This window comes from Pseudoalteromonas phenolica, assembly GCF_005876835.1.
GTDB classification, from domain to species: domain Bacteria; phylum Pseudomonadota; class Gammaproteobacteria; order Enterobacterales; family Alteromonadaceae; genus Pseudoalteromonas; species Pseudoalteromonas phenolica_B.
The window spans coordinates 453,757-476,578 of record NZ_PPSW01000007.1 but is presented as its reverse complement, the minus strand read 5'-3'; the positions used below and the strand labels follow the sequence as shown (position 1 = coordinate 476,578).

Genomic DNA, 22,822 nt, shown 5'->3' with positions numbered 1-22,822 from the left:
ATTATTGATACATTTAGTTAACACATAATGCAAATAAAATTTGCATTAAAGTTAAAAGTAGACATGGCAATGGGAAAGCGCAAATTGAAAACGTAACTTTTTGTTAAGTATGAAATAATTTTCTAAAATAGGGAAGGAGAGGAATGCATGTACATTCCTACTAAAGTTTATGCTTTGGTCTAATTTATGTCTTGTTAAGTTTTTCGTTAACCTCTAACCATGCTTTTCTTTGTGCTCTGTAGGTATCCCAAACGCATGGGCAGCAACTGCCCCCGCCGCAGCATTCATCAGGCTTGGGTTTCTGTGGTTCTGTTGTTGGCTGTTGTGTTTCTGAGTTTTTTAACATAAGTAGTGAGAGAATGTTTAAATACTTGGTAAGAGTTTATCAAGTTTTGCTAAACTATCAGAGTGATTAATATATTATGGTGAATGATGCGCCTAATTAAAGTTGTACACAAAGCTCCCATTAGGGTCGCCAGGATCAGCAAGAGACGGCAGCAGGTTAGGCTCAGACGCTCCATGCTAGCTTTGAAAATCGCACTTGCACAAGAAAAGCAAGAAACCAAAGAAATGCTCGATATTTACAAGCGTTACAGCTTTGGTGATGCGCAAAAATCTGAATTGAAAGTCGCCAATGAACAACTTGTTGATATTTTAAAAGGCTTAGGTTTAGGCGTGTTTGCTGTACTTCCTTTTGCACCTATTACAATCCCTCTAATTGTAAAGTTAGGCCAATGGGTTGGTGTTGATGTGTTACCAAGCTCATTTTCATTATCTAACAAGTCTTCTAAATCACGTAAATAAGTGATCTCTTTACGCTAAATTGTTATTCTCTAAATAGACGCAAAAACACAGAGAATAATATGCAACTTCCAATCATTCATGCCGATACAGGTACACCGATTAAATTTATTGAAAAGTCAAATTTTGATACTTGGCTTTCATCGCAAGAAAGCTTTGTAAAAAGTTATGTTGATGCAACGCGCTCTGCTAATAGCAACATAATTGTGGTGCCTAAACAAAACGCAACTGGACTTGAATTCGTTGTTGTTACTGTTACGGATGTAACTGATATGTGGAATGCCGGTGATTTAGCAAAACAATTACCTAAGGGTCAGTACAAGCTTGATGTTAACGATGACTCCTTGTTAGGTTATGTGCTTAGTTTTGTATTAGGTGCTTATCAATTTGCCGTCTATAAGTCTTTACCTGCTATTGAATCTAAAATCGCGATTGCAGATGAAGAAATCTTTAATAAAGTAAACCAGCAAGCTGAGGCCATTTATTTGGTTCGTGACTTGGTTAACATGCCAGCAGCTGACATGATGCCTCAGCACCTAGCTGAAACCATGGAAGAATTAGCAGCTCGCTTTGATGGTCAGTTTAGCCAAATTATTGGTGACGAATTATTAGAGCAAAATTACCCAACAATTCACATGGTGGGTCGTGCAAGTGACAACAAACCAAGATTACTCGATTTAGTATGGGGTGACGAGGATTCACCTAAACTAACACTTGTTGGTAAAGGTGTCTGTTTTGACTCTGGTGGTTTAGATTTAAAACCTGCCGCAGGTATGCGTAATATGAAGAAGGATATGGGCGGGGCTGCTCATGTTATCGGTCTTGCGCAAATGATCATGGCTGCAAATCTACCTGTTAGACTTCGTGTGCTTGTTCCTGCTGTTGAAAATGCAGTGTCTCGAAATGCTTTTAGACCTGGCGATGTTATTAAAACAAGAAAAGGCATCACGGTTGAGATTGATAACACCGATGCTGAAGGTCGCCTAGTATTATGTGATGCATTAGCTGAAGCACAAACTGAAAACCCTGATTTACTTATCGACTTTGCAACTTTAACAGGCGCTTGTCGCATTGCATTAGGTACAGAACTTCCAGGTTTTTATTCGACTGACCAAGCAATTGCAAGTGACATCATGGCTAAAGGTTTACAAAACCAAGATCCAGTTTGGCAGCTTCCTCTTTTCGACCAATATAAAGCTTTGTTTAAGAGTGATGTTGCAGACATTGCCAACTGTGGTTCAACGCCATTTGGTGGGTCAATTACTGCAGCGTTATATCTTAAAGAGTTTGTTGAGCCAGCAACTACGCCTTGGCTGCATTTCGACGTGATGGCTTATAACATCAGATCATTACCGGGTCGCCCAGTAGGTGGTGAAGGCTTAGGTTTACGTGCTACCTTCGAGTATTTAGCTGGTCGTTATAACTAGCCCTCGATAAATTAATAAAAAATGCGAACCGATGGGTTCGCATTTTTTTATTAGGAAGTATTATACCAATCAGCAATAACACTTAATCATTTTGAGGGATTAAGCCTGATGATAGCTGCGTTAAAGGTTTCTGATTTAGAACAACTAAATAACGAACTCTTTGCCTTGCTACCAACAAGGTTTTCTTGCCTCAAAATAGACCACTTAGTTAAGCGGATTGGTATTACTTAGCTGGAATGTTTTCTAAGATTGCTTTCATTTGTTGCCAATATAAACCTACAGATTCAATGTTTACCTTTTCATCTGGTGAGTGAGGGAACTTGATAGTTGGGCCAAATGAAATCATGTCCATTTCAGGGTATGGTTCTTTGAATAGGCCACACTCTAGGCCAGCATGAATAACCATGATATGTGGTTTATGGCCATAAATATCTTCATACACGTCACGGAAAGTATGTAGTATTTGTGACTCAGGATCAGGTTTCCATCCCGGGTATGCACCACTGAATTCAATCGTTGCGCCAGCGAGGCTTGCTAGAGAAGCAAGTGTACCTTCTACGTCAGTACGACCAGAATCAATTAAAGAGCGGATCAAACAAAGCACTTCGATGCTGTCTTCATTTGTTTCAATGACACCCATATTTAGTGATGTTTCAACTACACCTTGAATGTCATCACTCATGCGTACTACACCATTTGGACAGGCATTGAACAGTGACAAAACGGTATTTTGACTGCTTGCGCTTAATGGCATGGTATCACTTTCCATTTTTTGCGCTTTAAAAGATAAGTTTGCTTCAATGGCGCTTAATTCGGTTTTTGTTAGTGTTTCATACTCAGAGATTAAGTTACGAAATGCGTCTAATTGTGCATCTTCAACTAACACTTCAGCATACGCTTCACGAGGAATAGCATTTCTCAGTGAGCCACCATTAAAGCTAACTAACTGAACGTTTGAGTTGGCTGTGTGATTTTTTAAAAAACGTGCAAGGAGTTTATTTGCATTAGCGCGGCCAGTATGAATATCTACGCCAGAGTGACCACCTCTTAAGCCATTTAGCACAAGTTTTAAGCGTGTTGAATCTTGACTGATAGCTTGACGCTCTAATTGCAAAGTAAGGCTTGCATCGACGCCACCGGCACAGCCCATGTAAATCTCACCTTCTTGCTCAGAATCTGTATTTAGAAGAATGTCACCTTCCAACCAGCCGGCTTCTAAACCGAATGCGCCAGTCATACCCGCTTCTTCATCAATGGTTAGAAGTACTTCTAACGGACCATGTTTAATGTCATCAGCAGCCAATACAGCGAGACATGACGCCATACCTATGCCGTTGTCAGCACCTAAGGTAGTGTCTGTTGCAGTAACCCATTCACCGTCGATGTAAGGCTTAATCGAGTCTGTCACAAAGTCGTGATCTGTGCCGTCATTCTTTTGTGGCACCATATCAATATGTGCTTGAAGAACTACTGGCTTTTTATGTTCCATACCTGGGAAGGCTGGTTTTTTAATGAAAACGTTGCCAGTCTCGTCTCTTTTAACTTCAAGAGATTGACTCTTTGCCCAGTCAATAATGAATTGTGCAAGTGCTTCTTCATGCTTAGATGGATGAGGAAAAGAACAAATTTGATCAAAGAATTGCCAAATTGCTTGGGGTTCTAATTGGCTAATTTCAGAATGTGGAGTGAACAATGTTTTCAATGTGTTGCCCTTATTTGAATGTAACCGTTTAATATTATCATTCAATTAAGGGCAGTGGATAGCTTACTGACAGTAGTTAATGGCGTCAGCCATTATCTCTAACCCAGTTTGTTTACACTCTGGCAGCTCAGCTTTACTTTCAATGATTGGTGTAACACGTTCGCCCCATTTGATGTAACTTGCTGCCCAAGTTAATCCTGCACCAAATGCTGCACTCATTATATGACTATGTGGTTTGATTTTGCCTTGCTCTAATGCTTCACACAGTGCAATTGGGATCGTTGCAGCAGAGGTGTTGCCATAATGCTGGATATTGACCATAACTTTGTCATCATTAAGTTGTAATTGTTTGGCAATGGCTTGAATAATTCTTAGATTTGCTTGGTGAGGGATAAGCATATCGATGTCTTCGAGTGCCAAATTAGCTTGTGACAGCACATCATCACATGCTTCGCTCATACCTTTTACTGCGCGCTTAAAGATATCTTTACCTTGAAACAGAATATCAGAAGGCTGTGCTGAATCGTGTTTATCTATGTCAGTGCCGAAGTTTCGGATATGAAGAATTTCTCTGTCTTCTGAATCACAACCAGTTTTTGTTGCTAACAGGCCAAATTCTTCACTTGATGCTTCAAGCACAACAGCACCTGCACCATCACCGAATAAAACCGCACTGTCACGCTTTGCCCAGTTTACATGCCAAAGCATTCGTTCAGCAGCAATAACTACTGCACGCTTTACCATACCGGCACGAATTTGTGCGGTTGCATTTTGTAATGCATATAAGAAACCAGAACACGCTGCATTCACATCACATGCAGCTGCACCTGTTGCCCCAATTTGTTGCTGAACATACGAGGCTGTATTTGCAACAAGTGTAGAAGGGGTGCAAGTAGCAAGTAAAACAAGGTCAATGTCCTCTCCTGCAATACCTGCACAATCCAATGCACGTTTAGCTGCAATAGTCGCCAATTCTCCAGTACCAACATGACTGACTCTTCTCGATTTTATGCCTGTGCGAGTTGAAATCCACTCATCGGTGGTGTCGACTACCGAGCTTATATCTTCGTTTGAAAGTGTTGCTGGTGGTGTACATTTACCCCAGCCAATAATTTTGGCGTATTGCATAGTTTCTTATCTCATCTGACCAGACGGGAGTTTATAACAAACTTCTTTTTGTAATTCTAGTCAAGGATACTTTATGTAGCGTGAAGAAGTAGTCTAAGCTTAGATTAAAGTCTTTGAATTTGAGGTGATTATGGCAAATAAAATGACGACTTCGCTATTAAGCCACCTTATTGAATTAGAGAGGCGGTTACTGGATCCAGTTGTTAGAGCATCGAAAAACCAATTAAGCCATTTACTTCATGACGACTTTTATGAGATTTCAGCAAATGGTTTAATGTTTAATAAGCAACATGTGATTGGTCGGTTACCGCTCGAGAAAATTCCACAGATCTATAACCAAGACTTTAAGGGGCAAGTATTGTCCGACACGCTTGCTCAACTGACCTATCATGCAGCCTATAGAATGAATGTGCATAATGCCTTGAACTTTTCAATTCGAATGTCAATTTGGGCTAAAACAGAAAAAGGGTGGCAGTTATTCTTCCATCAGGGCACACCTTGCCCTGAGTTCACCTTGAGCTATGAAGAGTAGCTGCATTTTTTGTTTTATATCAACGAAACTGAGGTTTAGTTTTACCCATTAAGCATAGTTCGTTAAAGTATCGCTCAAATTTTTTATGAGCATGTTAAATGATCAGCTTTTCGCCGCAATCAGCCATTGGTCGCTTATTATTACTTAGAACTATCGCCATTTTGATGCAATTGCTTTTGGTACTAGCTTCGGCATTTTGGTTTGATAAGTCTATTGAACTATTACCAGTATTGACTGTTATTGCTATTGAATCTTGCTTCCAATTGGTCAGTGTGTTCGCTTATAGAAAAACCAGTGAAGCAGCACCTTCGGGTATGATGCTGCAGTTGCTAGCCGATATCATGTTTATGACGGTTCTACTGAGCTTGTCAGGTGGTGCGAGTAATGCGTTTGTGTCAATGCTGATTATTCCAATCGTCATTGCTGCTGTGACCTTGCCTAGCCAGTTTGTGATAATTATCTCGTTCTGTTCATTAGTCGCATATGGTTATTTATTTGTGACTATGGGAGGCCATCACATGCATCATATGGACATGGAATTACATTTTAAAGGCATGTGGGCAAATTTTGTACTAAGCGTATTTATTGTTGTCATGGTTGTCATGGCAATGGCTAAGCAATTAAGGGTTAAAGAACAGTCTTTAGCTAAGGTAAGAGAGAAACAACTTAAAAATGAGCAGCTTATTGCGTTGGGGAGTGCCGCTGCTCAGGCAACGCATCAACTCGCAACGCCACTTGGTAACATCAATTTATTGTTTGAAGAGTTGAAAGAAGACTATCCAGAACACCCCGCATTAGTAGATATGGGTAAAGCGATTAATACTTGTAAAGAGCAACTTGATTTATTTAGAGCACAAACAGAAAAATTCAAATCTTCAGATAGTTTTGGTGTACAAAGCACACTGGCGATTTTAGAAGAACTTGAAACCTTGATGGCTTTACAATTCCCAGAGCAGAGCTTAGTTATGGACGAAGTAGTTGATACTTTCGTCAGTGATGACCCCATGCTGATCCCTGCGTTATTGAATGTAATTGCAAATGGCGCGCAAGCCAATACTAAAACCAATGCAAAAGAAATCATTATAAAAAGTTCAATTGAAAGAGGTGCTTGGGTGCTATCGATAACGGATCATGGCCCGGGGATCGATCCTAAAAAGATGGAACGTTTGGGTCATACTTTAGTAAAAAGTGAATCAGGTCTTGGCATGGCGTTGGTTTTATCGCATGCATCAATAGAGCGATTAAAAGGGACTATTCGATTAGAAAACCAGTGTAAATATGGTGCTAAAACAACAATCACTTTGCCGATTAAAGAAAATGAGTTATGAAGTTACTTATCATTGAAGACGATGAAGCATTTGCAAGAACGCTTGCAAGACGGCTGCAAAAGCATGGATTTGATTGTCATGTTGAAAACAACGAATCGAATGTCATGCCTGCGCTTGAGAAAATTGCTCCTGATTTTGTACTACTAGATATGAAACTGCAGACTAAATCTGGATTACATTTTATTGAGCCGATTAAGGCATACAAACCAAGTATTAAACTTGTGTTGTTAACTGGGTTTGCAAGTATCGCAACGGCAGTTGAAGCAGTTAAATTGGGCGCTGACGATTATTTAACTAAGCCAGCAGATACTTTATTGATAGCTCAAACGTTACTAGGGACAGAAGGGTCCCAAAAAGCAGAGTTGCAACCAGAAACGAGAATGTCAGCAGAACGATTAGAATGGGAACATATTCAGCAAGTGCTAAAAGCGAACAACGGTAATGTGTCTGAAACTGCAAGACAGCTAAACATGCATCGAAGAACACTGCAACGTAAACTACAGAAAAAACCTGTACAAAAATAGTCAATAATTGCGAGTTTGAAGTTTATTAACTAGATTTGAATTTACGAATGGTTTGATGCTTCATTATTATGCAGTTGGCAGAACTTAATTATTGGGCAATTTTACTTGCCGCGTTATCTTCTTTTATGCTTGGTGGTTTATGGTACTCCCCGATGTTATTTGGTAAAACTTGGTTAGAGGGTTGTGGCTTAACTGAACTTGACTTACAAAACAGCGATCCGAAATTGATTTATGGTTTAGCATTTATATTGTCATTGTTGGCTGCGTTTGTTTTGGCATTTATATTAGGACCTGATCCTAATATCACCCAATCAATTATCATTGGCGCGGCAGTAGGTATTGGTCTAGCGTCAAGTTCATTGGGGATTTCTTATATTTTTGAACAAAGACCCCTTAGTTTGTTTTTAGTTAATGGGGGGTACCATACCTTCCAGTTTATACTTATGGCAGTGATATTGAGTGTCACAGGCTAGTAATACCAACTTTGAATTGTTGTAATACTTATCATCGAGGCGGACATTTGCCCTGTTTTCGTTTTGCTCTCTCATATAACTTAAATACGTTTTGCTGTTTCAATGAGTGAAAGTAACCCTTCCCATGGAATGGGCCAGTATTTCCGGGTTAACTAATCTTATATTGCTTCAAACTCTGCTAAAGCGGGCAGATAGCAATTGATAGTGGATACAAAACGTGATCGATATTCTTTTTGATGTCATTGGTATGACAGGAACTGCGCTTGTGGTTGGTGCTTTCTTTATGCTTCAACTAGGCAAAGCTGAACCTACCGGTATTGTTTATAACTTAATGAACTTAAGTGGCGCAATACTCTTGCTAATCAGTCTTTGCTACAACTTTAACCTTGCTAGTTTTGTTATTGAATTATTTTGGATAGCTGCGTCTTTAATTGGTTTATACAAATATTTCAAAGGAAAACGTACCCAACTCGCATAATGTTCTCAAAATAGAAATATAAAACTTGCACAGTCTGTTAACATTAGTATTATTAAAAGTATGTAAATAGGCTGTGCATGGAATTGCATTTAGCTGCTCTGTCGCTGAAATAATGAGCCAAGCTATGAGAATAACAATACCTACGATTTCTTTACTTTCAATTTTGTATTCAGGTCATGCGTTATCAAATATTGAAAGTGATGAAGATCTATTTGACTTATCATTTGAGCAACTTTTAGACGTCAATATTTCTCTTGCCACTAAAACAGATGAAACTCGCTCGTCTGTTCCTTCGAGTATTACCGTATTTAATCAACAACATATTGCACTGTTAGGCGTCTCAAATGCCTATGATTTAATGAATTTTGTGCCTGGTTTTCAGTCTACTCGAGGTGATTGGGTGGGCGCTGTGCCAAAAGAGCACACTCGAGGAATTTATCTAGACAGTGGCAATGTACTGGTCATGATTAATGGTCAAAGACTTAATGAACCTTCTTTTGGCAAGGCATCAGTTTATATGCCTTTTATTCCTGTTGAACTGATTGAACGGGTTGAATTTATTCGAGGCCCAGGCTCTGCGCTATACGGCAGTAATGCATTCTTGGGCGTTATGAATGTTGTTACCACTTCTGAACGTACTCAACTCAGTGCCTCAATCGGAGAGCATGGTGAGCTACAAGCTGGCTTTTCATTCAATAAAGAATTACACGATGGATTAAAGATTTACAGTAATTTATCGCTTAATAAACGCGATGGCGAGGCTTACTCTTTTGGCACTAAAGACCCCTTAGAATCCTACTTTTTTGAGCTAGGTGCTCAATGGCATAATCTAGACTTTAATGTCAGGAAAAACGCGACACAACTAGATGAGTTCATCAATCTTGCCGGTGCGTCAAAAGGCAACCATCATCACAGTGAAAACACGGCTTTACAGGCGACTTATACCTGGTTAGACGATGATTTATGGCATTTATCTACCTCAATAGACTTCATACGTCATGAAATTGAAAGTAAGGGCTTGATTGCTTCTGCACAAAACACAAACTTAGTTGGTGATTTTTTTGTTGGTCCTGCATGGTCAACCAAAGATCTTGCTGTGAAAGTTGATGGTAGCTATCAATTTAGTGACTCTTTGCAAGTCAACTTTGGTGCTGAATATTCGGAAGAAGAGCAATTTAAAGCTGGCGTGATCAGTAGTTATTATGACTATCAGTCGGGTAATACCTTAGTCGAAAACCAATATTATTTAGGCGAGACGCGAACGATTGAATCTCATCCTCCGTTTAAAAATTTATTGGCCTCGTTTGATTCTTATGCTCTGTATACTCAGGCAAAGTATGTAGCGTCAGAACAATTAACAATGTTTGTTGGCGCACGTTTTGATGAAGTGAAAAGTATTGATAGCAAGCTATCACCTAGGCTTGCTCTCATTTATGACCTAAATGAAAAACATACTTTAAAGCTGCAATATGGCGAATCATTTAGAACACCCGTAAGCAATGAGCTTTATTCAAATGACGATGTTACTGTCGGTAACCCTGATTTAAAATCAGAGTATGTTAAAACGACGGAACTGGTCTGGCACACTGAACAACAAAATTGGCAGATGGATGTGGTGTTTTTCAATAATGAGTTGAAAGACTTCATAAACTTAGTGGCGACAGATCAAGCTCAAACACGTTTTACTTTTGACAATGTATTTGAAGCAAGTATGCAAGGGGTTGAAGTTAATAGTAATTTTAACTTAACAGAAAGTACTTGGTTTGAAGCTGGTTTTACGCAATTGTTTGATGAACCCATTAACCCGAGCTTTAAGCGATTTGCTGCGGCAGCCATTACGCACCAATTCGACGTGTTACAGTTGAGTGTGAATACAATTTGGCGTGATGAGGTATTTGTTGCATCTGAAAATCAAACAGCCTCAGCAAGTTTTAAACAATCAGATTACTTCTTGTTAGGGCTTACTGCCAGTTGGAATATTGATAGTGATAGCTCGATAATTCTCAAGGCACAAAATCTTCTCGATAAGCAATATAAAGTGTTTGATCCAAGAATGACCGACGGTATTGTGCCGACTCAATCAAGAAAGTTATTACTTCAGTACCGTCAAACGTTTTAACTTTTGCTTTCTTAATAAAAGCGCCGATGTCGGCGCTTTTTAGTTTTTAGCCTAATAATACCAATCCGCAATAAAACTTAATCATTTTGAGGGATTAAACTTGATGATAGCTGCATGAAAGATTTTTTATTTAGAACAACTAAATAACGAACTATTTGCCTTGCCTGCATGGATGTAGGTACCTCAGCGATAGCAGGACGCGTGAGCGGTGTTACCAACAAGTTTTTCTTGCTTCAAAATAGACCACTTAGTTAAGCTGATTGGTATAAAAAGTTTTTAAATTCTCTCTAACATCCTTCAGTTGTACTCCTTATTAAATAATCGCATTCAAACAGAACTGATCATATTTGATCTAGCTCAAAAATAAATGCTACAAACAATGCAAATAAAAATAATTCTTGAATGCATTCTCTGTGTTCGTTAATATTTGCTGAATAATAAACTATAAACTGACAATTAAAGGGATAAGAGTGAAAAACTTTAAGAAATTTGCGCTTACGCTAGTTTGTACAGCAGTATTATCTGCATGTAATGGCGATGATGGTAAAGACGGCGTTGCAGGTGCGGTTGGTCCTCAAGGGGAGCAAGGTGTTGCAGGTCAAAATGGTGTTGCAAATTATGTAACAGCGGAAGATGTTGTTAAAACTAACGCACAGCATGCCTATGCTGTTTTTGCAGACTCTCTGATTGCAGCAAAAACAATGCAAAAAGCGATTGATGAATTTGTTGCGGATCCGACAGAAGCAAACTTCACTGCTGCAAAACAAGCTTGGCTTTTTGCACGTGAACCATATGGTCAAACTGAAGTTTACCGTTTCCGTGAAGGCCCAATCGACGCACTTACAGAAGTTGATGGTCAATCAGCATTAGTTGATGGCGAAGGCCCAGAAGGCGCAATTAATGCTTGGCCTTTAGCTGAAGCGTTGATCGACTACACGATTGATATGGATGGCCATCAAGCTCGTGGCACTGCTCCAGTTTATCAAGCGGGTGGTAACATCATTTCAGATCAAGAAAACTTCCCAGAAATTACAAAGCAGCTATTACAAGATAAATTTGAATTAGATGGTGAAGAAGCCAATGTAACGTCAGGTTATCACGCAATCGAATTCTTATTGTGGGGTCAAGATTTAAACCAAGACCTTACTTATACATCAACGCGTGATTACACTGCAGGTCACCGTAAAGCTTCTGATTTTTATACTGCTGACAATATGCCAACAGATTCAAATGGAGCAACTTGTACATCTGGCGAGCAAGGCGCAATTGATTCAATTTGTGCGCGCCGTGGTCAATACTTAAAAGTAGCCGCTGAGTTATTAGTTGATGATCTGCAAGCAGTGACAGAAGCATGGACTCCAGGTACAGGCTTCCATTATTTAGAATATGTAAAACCTGAAAATGCAAAGAAAAATTTAGGTGCAATGCTTGAGAGTATGGGACGTTTGAGTTTCGGTGAGCTTGCAGGTGAACGTATGAGTATTGCTGTTCGCACCGATAGTCAAGAAGACGAACACTCGTGTTTTTCAGATAACACACACCGTGATATCTACCTCAATGCCAAAGGTGTTCAAAACCATTATTTAGGCAAATATACACGTATTAATGGTGAAGAGTTAGTAGGTGCAAGTATCCATGACCTATTAGTAAAAGAGGGTAAACCTGAGCTTGCAAACGAGCTACGAGCTGCTTTTGAAGCGTCAATGGCAAGTGCCTCGGTTATTGATACGAATGCCAAGCTAGGTGTGTCTTTTGACGTTCAAATTCAAAGTGAAGACCGTAAGAAAGAAGTGTATGCGACTATCTCTGCACTTGCGACACAAACAGATTTGATCCAAAAAGCCATCGATGAACTTGGCGTTTCAGCTGAAGACTTAAAACAAGATACAGAAGAAGATATCTAACTTAATATGGCTGGCCTTTTGGCCGGCCTTTTCAGTTTCTGGTTACAGTAGTAAGCAGTTCAGGGGCACTGAATGAACAACAAAAAATCAATGTTAGCTCTAATCATCGCGCTTATTTTTCTTCAAGGCTGTGGTGGTGGAAGTAACACACAAGAGTCAAACTCTCCAACAAATTCAAACAATAACGCCGACAATACTTCCGAGGGCAATCAAGGCAGTAAAGATAATCTGGCTTTTCCTGATGTCACCTTAAATGACGGCCTACCTGATTTACTCAAAGATACACCTGACGAGTATGAGCATTTAGCAGCAGGCGAAGCATCGGTTAATACGTTCAATGAAGACGCATTTAGCCAAGCACTGCCTGCAATCGTTGATACGCCAAGACTTGATGCCGTATTCAAAGCGGGAGACCATGTTTTTCGCTCTAATCATGATGGGCAAGGTCCTATTTTCAACAACACAACTTGCCAAGGGTGTCACATCAAAGATGGTAGAGGCGTGGTGCCTAAATCTGCCAATGAGCCAATGATAAGCATGTTTTTGAGAGTAGGCGATAGTAAAGGCAATGTTGACCCAGTTTATGGCGATCAAATTCAAGTTTTTGGCACCATAGATGGTCAAAATGATGTGTTAGCAAAACACAATGGAGCCATAGAAGAAGGCCTAGCTTATGGCGAGGCATACACTTGGGTCGAATATGAAGAAGTGACCGGACAATTCTCAGATGGAGAAAGTTACTCCTTAAGAAGACCGATTTATAAAGTAAAAGACCTTGCTTATGGTGAGTTTAATCAAGATGTGCAGTTTTCTGCCCGCGTATCTCCTCATGTTTATGGCTCAGGTTTATTAGAGAGTATTCCAGCACAGAGTATTTTAGCTTATGCCGATCCAGATGATATAAACAATGATGGCATATCTGGTAAAGCAGCCTTTACAACTCACCCAATCAGTGATGAAAATTTATTGGCTCGTTTCGGTCAAAAAGCGGTAACAGCATCTGTATTACAACAAATTTCTGGTGCATACCGAGGTGATATGGGCGTAACGAATACGGTTGCAACAGGCGAGCCTTGTACTGAAGCTCAAACTGCGTGCCTTGCTCAAGCTGAAAAAGAACAAAACAAGCACCATGATGGTGTTGATTTAAATAACGTCGATTTAGCACAAGTCGAATTTTATAACCGCACATTAACAGTTCCAAATCGTCGTGGTTTTGATACTGAGAATAACCTTTGGAATGATGATGTTCTAAAAGGCAGAAGCCAGTTTTTTGCTGCTAATTGCCACAGTTGCCATGTGCCAAGACATAAAACGGGTGAGGCGAAAGGGAGCTTGCTTGGTGATGTAGACCTAGTAACGATTACTCCTGAATCAAGAACTAACATTGACTCCTTAGAAGGTTTGGTTATTTATCCTTATACCGATTTACTTCTCCATGACATGGGCGGCAGTTGCAAAGTAACACGAGAGCTATCAACTGGTGAAGTTTGTGACAGCGGTCAAAGTTGCTATTACGTGCAGCGCTGTGAGGGACTTGCTGATGGTCGCCCTGAAGGTGATGCATCTGGCGCAGAATGGAAAACGCCAGCTTTATGGGGATTGGGCTTAGTGCAAACGGTGACGCCAAAAGCAACATTTTTACATGATGGTCGTGCACGCACCTTATCTGAAGCGATACTTTGGCATGGTGGTGAAGCCGAATCAGCAAAGCAAGCTTATTTAAAAATGGATAAACCGGCACGTGATGCGCTATTGGCTTTCTTGAATTCACTATGATGCTAAATCTACAAAAAAGCAGTTTGCTTACTGCTATTCTTATTTGTTGGTCGATATCTGTTAATGTATCAGCATCAAACGAGCAAACGGCTAAGCCTGGCGGGGATGCTACAGGGCGATTGAATTATCGCTCTTTTGTTGAGCCCGCTAAGAATGTACCGCGCATGGAGCAATTGGATTTTTGGGATGGCTTTTCATTTTTTCGAGATCCCTGGGTTGCTTCACCCTCAATTACCAGAGACAGAGATGGGCTCGGGCCGCTGTTTAACGCCCGCTCATGCAAAACTTGCCATGCCGATGGTGGACGAGGCAGGCCGTCAAAACATGGAGAGATAGCAGAGCCTGCGTTGCTGTTTAGGTTTTTACAGGCAAATACAAGCAAAGGAGATAGCAGATATGGCGGGCAACTTCAGCCTCTCGCTATTCGTTTATCTCATGAAAAGCTTACTAAACCTGTTCAAGGTGAGGCACAAGTACGCGTATTTTATGAAGAAATAACAGGGCACTACGCTGACGGTGAAACTTATACGCTAAGAAAGCCTCGTTACGAAATTGAAAATCTCGCCTATGGACCACTTAATAAAGGCACTTATCTATCTGCCCGCTATGCACCAGCTGTATATGGTATGGGCTTATTAGATGCAATTAAGGAGAAAGATTTACTAAACCTTGAAGATATTAACGACGCCAATAAAGATGGTATTAGTGGTAAATATAATCAGGTTATAGATGCGGTAAGTGGTAAAAAGCGCATAGGTCGGTTTGGCTTTAAGGGCTTACATAGCACACTAGAACAACAAGTCGCAGGTGCGTTTGTTAATGATATTGGTATTACTAACCCTATCTTTAAGGGGGAAACCTGTTTAGCTCACCAAGTTGCTTGTAAACAAGCTGCAAGTGTCGACCCTGACAATGTACTAGACATTCCAGAAAAACTGCATGATTTAACTGTGTATATGAGTCAACTAATTGCTCCCCCTCCTGCAAGAGATTTACAAAGTAGTAAGTCAAAGCAAGGCCAAACTCTATTTTACAAATTGCAGTGCCAGCAATGTCATATCCCCAGTTTTACTACAGATAGCTCTTACGAGGTAAAAGCGTTAGCAGGGCAAACTATTTGGCCTTATACCGATTTAGCTTTGCATGATATGGGCGAAGGTCTAGCAGATAAAGGCATTGAAAACCTTGCGTCAGGGAGTGAGTGGCGTACCCCGCCTCTTTGGGGTATAGGTTTACAGCATAGAGTTCAGGGCTTTTCTGCATTTTTACATGATGGTCGTGCTCGCACGATTGAAGAAGCGGTGCTTTGGCATGGCGGTGAAGCTCAGCCGCATCAACGAAAATTCATATCATTAACGAAGCAGCAACGAGCAGCGCTGTTGTACTTCTTAAATCAAATTTAATCCGGATAAACAATGAAAACAATCAACACTTTAATGCCAACAACAATTGCAGTCGTGCTAAGCCTTTTATTATCAGGTTGTGGTGGTGGGGGCTCAAACGAACAAACACCTACGACATCGCCAACAACAGATCAAGGAAGTGGGTCAACAGATAACTCGAATGCTTTGACTGAAACACAAGCGCTTGAAAAAATAACATCAGTATTAGTAGATGATGTGATCTTACCGAGTTATCAACTTATGCTGACCGAAAGCGAAGCCCTGCAAAATACAACAAGTGAAGTGTGTGAAAAATCAGAATTTACAGAAGCAGACTTAACTAGCTTGCAAAACGCTTGGCGCAAAGCCAATAGTGCTTGGCAGGTAGCACGTACCATTAAGTTTGGGCCTATATCAGACACCTATATTTACTCACAAATTCAATATATGCCAATTGAAGCAACTAAATTAGGCAATGATGTTGAGTCGATTTTGATAGAGGGTGAAACATTTACAGATGGCTTTCCAAGTTCAAAACACCAACTACAAGGTCTGCCTGCATTTGAATATGTGGTCTTTAATCAAGATGAAGGCAATGCATTTCTTTCATCTCAAAACCAAGGGCAACGCTGTGCATATTTAAATGTGATTGCAAATAACACTGTAACACTGATGGATGAAGTGGTTACACAGTGGCAAGGTGAGTATGGCGAACAATTCAAGGCTGGAACGGGGAGTTTTAGTGGGCATAAAGGCGCTATCGAAAAGTATTTAACTTTCTGGTTTGAATACCTGGAAATTATCAATGATGAAAAACTAAAAGCAACGCTAGATACATCATCACCTGGTAACCCAGAATTATTAGAAAGTCCGTTCGCACATGTGTCTGTGAATAACATTAAAATTAACATCACCGCTTTAGAGCAGCAGTTTAATGGTGCGACTGAGTTTGGCTTTGACGATTTATTAGTTGAGTTACATGACCGAGAAGACGTTAAAAATGAAATTGCTTTACACTTCAAAGCGGTTCATTCGGCCCTAGAAGCGCTTGAAAACGAAACTCTGGCTGATTTAATCGCAACAGAGGCAGGCAGAGAAAAACTGACTGCTGTTCGTACTTCGATCACAGAGTTGCGTGCGCTTATGGCATCTGATTTTGTACAAGTAACCGACTTAGCGCCTGGTTTTAATACCAACGATGGTGACTAATAGGGTGGCGTTATGAATCGACGTAGTTTTATAAAGGGCGCGATAGCATTAAGTGCATGTTCGACACTAATGCCATGGTTATCGGCGTGTTCTGTATCGGCGAAAACCTTGTTTGCGAGTGCGTTCACAGATAAAGCCAACCGACATTATGTTGGTTGGTTTGATGAGCAAGGTCATCTACATGGACGCGTTGAAATCTCTGAACGCGCCCACGATTTAGCCTATATTAAATCGCAAAATAGAATAATCGCCTTTGCTAGAAGGCCCGGCGTTAAGTTGCACGTTATTGATGTCGCATCTAAGTTGGTGGTTCAAGAAATTAATGCCCAGCCTCAGCATCACTTTTTTGGGCATGGTGTATTAAATGCTGACGAAAGTTTATTGTTCACCACAGAAAACTACTTCGATGAACATATGACAGAGCGAGATGGTTTAATCACCGTTCGTGAGACTAAAGATTTTTCTATTGTTCGGCAGTTTTCAAGTCACGGAGTAGGACCACATCAACTTGCACTGTTAAGTGATAATCAAACTTTGGTGATTGCTAATGGCGGCATTCATACTCATCCAGCTAAATCGAGAGAAAAGCTGAATCTAGACACCATGCAACCGAACTTAAGTTATATCAATACGCTAAATGGTGAACTTATTGCTAAACACCAGTTACGCGACAAGCATTTAAGTATTAGACACTTGTGTGTGGCGAATGATGATACCGTTTACTTTGGTTGTCAGTATCAAGGCGCTGTTTATCAGGTGAATCCGCTTATTTATGGTCATCGAATCGGTGAACAGATCCAGCCGATGCAAGCAACTGATAAAGAATGGATGCGTTTTAAACAGTACATTGCGAGCCTTTCGGTTAATGACCAAAATGAGCTGGCTGTCACTTCTCCTCGCGGGGGCGTGGTAAGTATTTGGGATAGAAGCACGCTAGAATTAAAGTCTTTATTAACGCTGGATGATACTGCTGGCGTTGCGAGTAGCAAAACTACATTTATCGCAACAACAGGGCGCGGTAATTTGGTTGGTGTAGACAAAGCGTTAAATGCGATTAATCAACATCAGATCCGATGGGATAATCACTTGATCAGTTTTATGGCTTAAAATTTTATAAAGCTTAAAAAATTTCATTTTAAGCACAGGTAAAATTTGCTGCGTTTTCAGTTATTAACGACTGAAAGCGCATTTTCTCTTTTAGAGCCCTCTTTTTTTTAGTTGCGTCTTGTCGTTCAAAACCCTCTCATTCATACTCACTCCTTAATTACTAAGTAACCTTAGTTCAGGTTTAAAAAAGCGCCAAACAGCGGATATAACAATAAAGTAATGTACGAATATGATTTCAGATAACAATAAAACACTCTTCCACTATTTTTATTTATTACTCGGACCAGCCATTTTTTTATCAACCTTTTTAATTGATACGCCATCTGGTATGCCTGACGTCGCTTGGAAAACCGCAGGTTTAGCACTGTGGTTGGGTGTGTGGTGGGTGAGTGAGGTTGTGCCTATTCCTGTGACCTCATTAGTGCCCATCATTGCTGTGCCATTGGCGGGTATTAACGATATAAAATCAGTGACGAGTGTGTACTCTCATCCACTTATTTTTCTATTTTTAGGCGGCTTTTTAATTTCTATTGCGATGGAAAAGTGGCATTTACATAAACGAATTGCCCTGATCACCATGCTGAAAAGTGGTAATAATCCAAAATACCAGATCTTAGCCATGATGATGGTCAGTGGCTTTTTATCAATGTGGATCAATAACACAGCAACAACCCTGATGATGTTGCCGATTGCCTTGTCAGTTATCTATGTTTTACGAGAAAACAATAGTAGTTGTGATAATTACGGTAAGGCGCTGCTATTGGCGATTGCTTACAGTGCGAGTATAGGTGGAGTAGGGACCATCATAGGGACTGCGCCAAATGCACTGATGGCCGCTTATCTCTGGGAAAATCATCAAATCAAAATCGGCTTTGCTCAGTGGATGATGTTCGCTGTGCCATTCGTATTTACTATGATTGTTATTTGTTGGTATTGGCTGACTCGATTTGCTTTTAACGTAAAACAAGTTGGTAATAATGCCCAGTTAAACACGCTGTTTCAAAAACAAGTTGATGATCTTGGTAGAATGACACTCGCCGAGAAAAACGTTCTGTTTGTGTTTGTTTTTGCTGCGGTGAGCTGGGTGTTAAGACCTTATTTAGCAAGTTGGACAGGATTAAATATCACAGATACAGGTATTGCTATTATTGCGGCGTTATTGCTTTTTGTTTTGCCTGCAAAGAAAGATAATAAAACCAAGGTGATGGACTGGGACGCAGCGCAAGCTGTACCTTGGGGTATTTTACTACTATTCGGTGGGGGGCTTGCGCTTGCCGCTCAAATTAAAAGCTCTGGCCTGGCGCAATATATTGCGGATATGCTGGCTGGCGCATCTGCAATCCCGCTTATTTTAGGTGTGTTAGTGGTCGCGACATTAATTTGCTTTTTAACTGAGATCACATCTAATACCGCCACAGCCGCAGGCTTCTTGCCTTTACTTGGCCCTGTTGCAGAGCAAATTGCAGGCACACCACTGATCTGGGTGATACCAGCAGCGATTGCTGCGAGTTGCGCATTTATGATGCCAGTAGCAACACCGCCAAATGCCATTGTATTTGGTTCCGGCGAGATAAAGATAAAAGACATGGTAAAAGCCGGCTTTATGATGAATATCATTGCAGTATTGCTTATAACCTTGTTAACTATGACCCTCGGCTCTTGGGTATTTGGTTACTAAAACAGGCAGACTTTTGCAGCAAAAACTTTCGACTAAACTTTGTGTCTATTTTTTGGGGTTAATTATCGGGTTGTGCGCCATCTATCATGTTGGCGTGCAATACGATCTCAAACAGACTCGTCAAAACAGCACTGAAAATCTAGAAAAGCTTCATCAATATTTCACCTCAGAACTTGCGCGTTTTACTTCAATTCCAAATTTAGTGCGACAAAACACGCATATGTTGGATTTACTAGATAACAAAACAAGTCATGATTTAAAGCCGCTCAATGAATACCTTGCAGATATTCAAATTGCCAGTGGCGCGTCAGATGTGTATGTGTTGAATGAGCAAGGATGGGTGACTGCCAGTAGTAACTGGCAAACACCGCATAGTTACATAGGGAGTAACTTTGCATTTCGAAAATACTTTTATGAAGCGCTTGAAAAGGATAGTGCGATAGATTTTGCAGTTGGGCTGCGCTCAGGTGCACGAGGCATTTATATTTCTCAGGTAATAGAGCAAAAAGGTGAGGTGAAAGGCGTTATTGTCGTTAAGGTTAACGCCAGTCATTTTGAAGATGTTCGTGACAGCCTAGATACTGGGCATCAGCATAGTTTTATCTTGATGGATAAATCAGGCATTGTATTGATGTCCGATCAAGAAAAATGGCGATTAATCTCAACTAAGCCGTTAAGCCAAACTGACATTGCCGAATTTGATGCTTCACGGCAATTCTCAGGACGTGACATCAACACGCAGCCTTGGCGTTTTGACGAGCAAACAGAACAGTTACAAATTTCGACAGAGGGGCGTTTAGCCAAACACTTTGTGTATGCTAAAAAGCCCCTTGATTCACTTAATGCGTCATTATATTTATTTTCTGCTATTGATGATGTGACAGCCAATCAATGGAGCCGCTTGGCACTAAGCTCAGTACTATTGCTGGCATTGCTTATAATCTTTGAAATCATTTTAGTTAAGCTGGCAGGCTACAAACAGCTACTCTTTACTCAAAGAAGTTTGGAAGCGCAAATTAATGCCCGCTCTGAGCAGCTACTTGAAACACAACAAGCTTTGCTGCGCGCTACGAAATTGGCAACCATAGGTCAACTCAGTGCCGGAATTAACCATGAGATCAGTCAACCGCTTACGGCGATGAGTGCCTATTTGGCCAGTAGCAAGCGTTTATTGCTCAAAGGTCAGTTTGAAAAAGTCCAAGAAAACTTATTGTTGATTGAAGCGCTAATAAAACGTACCCATACAATCGTTGCGCAACTTAAGCATTTTAGTAAATCTCAAAAACCAAAATTGGCACTGCATAAACTTAAGGACTTATTTGCTAATGCGTTAATTATCATAGGTCCTGAGCTTAAAAAACATGATATAAAGTTGAGCCTTGAATTAGACGACATAGCCGTATGGGTTGACCCAATTTTATGTGAACAAGTGATCGTAAACCTGCTTTCAAATGCGTGTCATGCGATGCAAGACGTTGAAGTAAAAAAACTAACAATCTCTAACTATACCGATGCAGGTCAATTATCAATTAAGATATCTGATACAGGCACAGGTATTGAGTCGCATACCCTTGAGAGTATTTTTGAGCCTTTCTTCACCACTAAATCGGGTAATGGTTTGGGCTTAGGTTTGTCTATTTCTAAACAAATTATACACTCCTTCAAAGGTGAGCTGAGCGCTGAAAATAATTCAGATATAGGCGCGAGCTTTATCCTTACACTGCAAACATCAATCGGTTCAGAGCCACTTTCGAATGAGAAGAGAATTTAAATGAGTCATTCCAGCGTCATTGTTATTGATGATGAAAAGAGCATTCGTGATGCTTTAAAGCAACTACTAGAATTAGAAGGCTATGAGGTATTTTGCTATGGCGATGCCAATGCCGCGCTGAGTAAATTAAGCCGCCGTTTTAATGGTGTGGTGTTAAGTGACATCAATATGCCTAAACTCAACGGCCTTGAATTTATAGAACAAGTTAAGCAATTCGACAGCGAGTTACCGGTTATTTTCTTAACGGGGTTTGCTGATGTGAACATTGCGGTTAAGGCCATGCACCTAGGTGCCTATGACTTATTTGAAAAACCAATTACCGACAAGTTGTTAGATTGTATTGCCAGAGCCTCTGAAAAGCGCGCTTTGGTGCTTGAAAACCGCGAGCTAAAGCAAAGTGTTAAACAACATTCGGGGCCTGGGGTGCGAATTTTAGGTCAGACTCAAGTCATGCAAGACATGCTGCAATTGCTTGATGCAGTGTTAGATACCCCAACTGATGTATTAATTGAGGGAGAAACTGGCACAGGTAAGGAGCTGGTGGCACGTTACCTTCATGAGCACAGTAATCGCAGTAAACATAACTTTGTTGCCATTAACTGTGGTGCCATTCCAGAAGAGCTGATTGAAAGTGAATTGTTTGGTGCAAAAAGTGGTGCTTATACGGGAGCACATAGTTCGCGTATTGGTAAGTTTGAATATGCGCAGGGTGGCACTGTATTTTTAGATGAAATTGAAGCTATGTCGCCTAGCTTACAAGTTAAGTTATTACGGGTGTTAGAAGAGCGTAAAGTCACACCCGTTGGTGAAAATACGCCAATTGATTTAGATGTCAGAGTCATTGCAGCGACAAAAGTAGACCTACAAACTTTAGTTGATACGCAGCAATTCAGGGCCGACCTCTATTACCGTTTGAATTTACTTAAAGTGCCCATACCTGCACTGCGTCAAAGAAAAGCAGATATTCCACTGTTGTATAAGCATTTTTGCTCCATTGCGGCGACCCGTTTTCATAAGACATTTGAACCTATTACACCCGAGCAAGCCTTACTTCTCAGAGAAAAGCCTTGGCCGGGCAATGTACGAGAGCTTAGAAACCACGCTGAAAGAACGGTTTTATTGGGTAAAGCATTGGCTCTTAAAGATTTAGAGCAAGTCTCGCAAACTGATGAGTCACTGAGCTTACAAGAAAAGGTCAGTTACTTTGAGCAATCATTAATTGAAGAAGCCCTCTCTCAATCACAAGGCAGTATCAAAGAAGCCATGGCGTTGTTGCAATTGCCGCGTAAAACCTTATACGACAAAATGGCAAAGTATGGTCTAACCCGTACTATGTTTACCGAAACAGAATGAGTGTGTGGCTTTGGTGACAAGTGCAGTAAAAGTGTGTGTGAAAATCCGCACATTATTTTGAGTTTTATTGTTGAGTAATTTAATAAGTGTCTGAAAATAATTGCCTTTATCTTTTTGGCAACCATCT

19 protein-coding genes are annotated in these 22,822 nt (G+C 40.5%); 16 read left to right on the top strand and 3 right to left on the bottom strand.

What is annotated here, in order from left to right:
- Positions 1-184: 184 nt before the first annotated feature.
- Entirely contained in the window at positions 185-346 is a 162-nt protein-coding gene (locus C1E24_RS05815) for an oxidoreductase-like domain-containing protein (RefSeq protein WP_138479592.1), read from the bottom strand.
- Between the two features lie 86 nt (positions 347-432).
- On the opposite strand from C1E24_RS05815, the gene C1E24_RS05810 reads away from it, so the two are divergent.
- Together C1E24_RS05810 and C1E24_RS05805 are read left to right on the top strand one after the other, a co-directional pair.
- On the top strand, positions 433-804 hold the full coding sequence (locus tag C1E24_RS05810) for a hypothetical protein (RefSeq protein ID WP_138479590.1): 372 nt from the start codon (positions 433-435) through the stop codon (positions 802-804).
- A gap of 59 nt (positions 805-863) precedes the next feature.
- Complete coding sequence (locus C1E24_RS05805) at positions 864-2,228, top strand: leucyl aminopeptidase family protein (protein ID WP_138479588.1); 1,365 nt, start codon at positions 864-866, stop codon at positions 2,226-2,228.
- Positions 2,229-2,451: 223 nt separating this feature from the next.
- Here the strand turns inward: C1E24_RS05805 and C1E24_RS05800 are convergent, their stop codons facing one another.
- Both C1E24_RS05800 and C1E24_RS05795 read right to left on the bottom strand, forming a co-directional pair.
- Complete coding sequence (locus C1E24_RS05800; RefSeq protein WP_138479652.1) at positions 2,452-3,921, bottom strand: aminoacyl-histidine dipeptidase; 1,470 nt, start codon at positions 3,919-3,921, stop codon at positions 2,452-2,454.
- Between the two features lie 72 nt (positions 3,922-3,993).
- Positions 3,994-5,058 carry a ketoacyl-ACP synthase III gene (locus C1E24_RS05795; RefSeq protein WP_138479586.1) on the bottom strand — a complete coding sequence of 355 codons (1,065 nt, stop codon included), beginning with the start codon at positions 5,056-5,058 and terminating at the stop codon, positions 3,994-3,996.
- A gap of 142 nt (positions 5,059-5,200) precedes the next feature.
- Between C1E24_RS05795 and C1E24_RS05790 the strand changes: the two genes are divergently transcribed.
- The 14 genes from C1E24_RS05790 to C1E24_RS05725 all read left to right on the top strand — a co-directional run bounded on the left by C1E24_RS05790 (position 5,201) and on the right by C1E24_RS05725 (position 22,695).
- Positions 5,201-5,590, top strand: coding sequence for a DUF4440 domain-containing protein (locus tag C1E24_RS05790; RefSeq protein WP_431188315.1), 390 nt, complete (start codon positions 5,201-5,203; stop codon positions 5,588-5,590).
- Between the two features lie 98 nt (positions 5,591-5,688).
- Positions 5,689-6,918, top strand: coding sequence for an ATP-binding protein (locus C1E24_RS05785; protein WP_138479582.1), 1,230 nt, complete (start codon positions 5,689-5,691; stop codon positions 6,916-6,918).
- Positions 6,915-7,442: a response regulator transcription factor gene (locus C1E24_RS05780; protein WP_138479581.1), complete on the top strand. Its 528-nt coding sequence runs from the start codon at positions 6,915-6,917 to the stop codon at positions 7,440-7,442. Before C1E24_RS05785 ends, C1E24_RS05780 begins: the two co-directional genes overlap by 4 nt.
- Positions 7,443-7,510: 68 nt before the next feature.
- On the top strand, positions 7,511-7,915 hold the full coding sequence (locus tag C1E24_RS05775) for a DUF1761 domain-containing protein (RefSeq protein ID WP_138479579.1): 405 nt from the start codon (positions 7,511-7,513) through the stop codon (positions 7,913-7,915).
- A gap of 217 nt (positions 7,916-8,132) precedes the next feature.
- A complete protein-coding gene (locus C1E24_RS05770; protein WP_138479577.1) occupies positions 8,133-8,393 on the top strand; it encodes a CBU_0592 family membrane protein in 261 nt (86 codons plus the stop codon).
- A gap of 124 nt (positions 8,394-8,517) precedes the next feature.
- On the top strand, positions 8,518-10,512 hold the full coding sequence (locus C1E24_RS05765; RefSeq protein WP_138479575.1) for a TonB-dependent receptor plug domain-containing protein: 1,995 nt from the start codon (positions 8,518-8,520) through the stop codon (positions 10,510-10,512).
- Between the two features lie 470 nt (positions 10,513-10,982).
- A complete protein-coding gene (locus tag C1E24_RS05760) occupies positions 10,983-12,416 on the top strand; it encodes an imelysin family protein (RefSeq protein ID WP_138479573.1) in 1,434 nt (477 codons plus the stop codon).
- Between the two features lie 72 nt (positions 12,417-12,488).
- Positions 12,489-14,195, top strand: coding sequence for a di-heme oxidoredictase family protein (locus C1E24_RS05755; protein WP_240721952.1), 1,707 nt, complete (start codon positions 12,489-12,491; stop codon positions 14,193-14,195).
- The gene (locus tag C1E24_RS05750) at positions 14,192-15,598 is read left to right on the top strand and encodes a di-heme oxidoredictase family protein (RefSeq protein WP_138479571.1); all 1,407 of its coding nucleotides are present in this window, start codon (positions 14,192-14,194) and stop codon (positions 15,596-15,598) included. Before C1E24_RS05755 ends, C1E24_RS05750 begins: the two co-directional genes overlap by 4 nt.
- A gap of 12 nt (positions 15,599-15,610) precedes the next feature.
- The gene (locus tag C1E24_RS05745) at positions 15,611-16,786 is read left to right on the top strand and encodes an imelysin family protein (RefSeq protein WP_138479569.1); all 1,176 of its coding nucleotides are present in this window, start codon (positions 15,611-15,613) and stop codon (positions 16,784-16,786) included.
- Between the two features lie 12 nt (positions 16,787-16,798).
- Positions 16,799-17,893 (top strand): DUF1513 domain-containing protein, encoded by a 1,095-nt coding sequence (locus C1E24_RS05740; protein WP_138479567.1) that lies wholly within the window; start codon positions 16,799-16,801, stop codon positions 17,891-17,893.
- Positions 17,894-18,122: 229 nt separating this feature from the next.
- On the top strand, positions 18,123-19,571 hold the full coding sequence (locus C1E24_RS05735; protein ID WP_138479565.1) for an SLC13 family permease: 1,449 nt from the start codon (positions 18,123-18,125) through the stop codon (positions 19,569-19,571).
- Between the two features lie 13 nt (positions 19,572-19,584).
- Positions 19,585-21,342: a sensor histidine kinase gene (locus C1E24_RS05730; RefSeq protein ID WP_171040799.1), complete on the top strand. Its 1,758-nt coding sequence runs from the start codon at positions 19,585-19,587 to the stop codon at positions 21,340-21,342.
- A complete protein-coding gene (locus C1E24_RS05725; protein ID WP_138479561.1) occupies positions 21,343-22,695 on the top strand; it encodes a sigma-54-dependent transcriptional regulator in 1,353 nt (450 codons plus the stop codon).
- Positions 22,696-22,822: the final 127 nt, after the last annotated feature.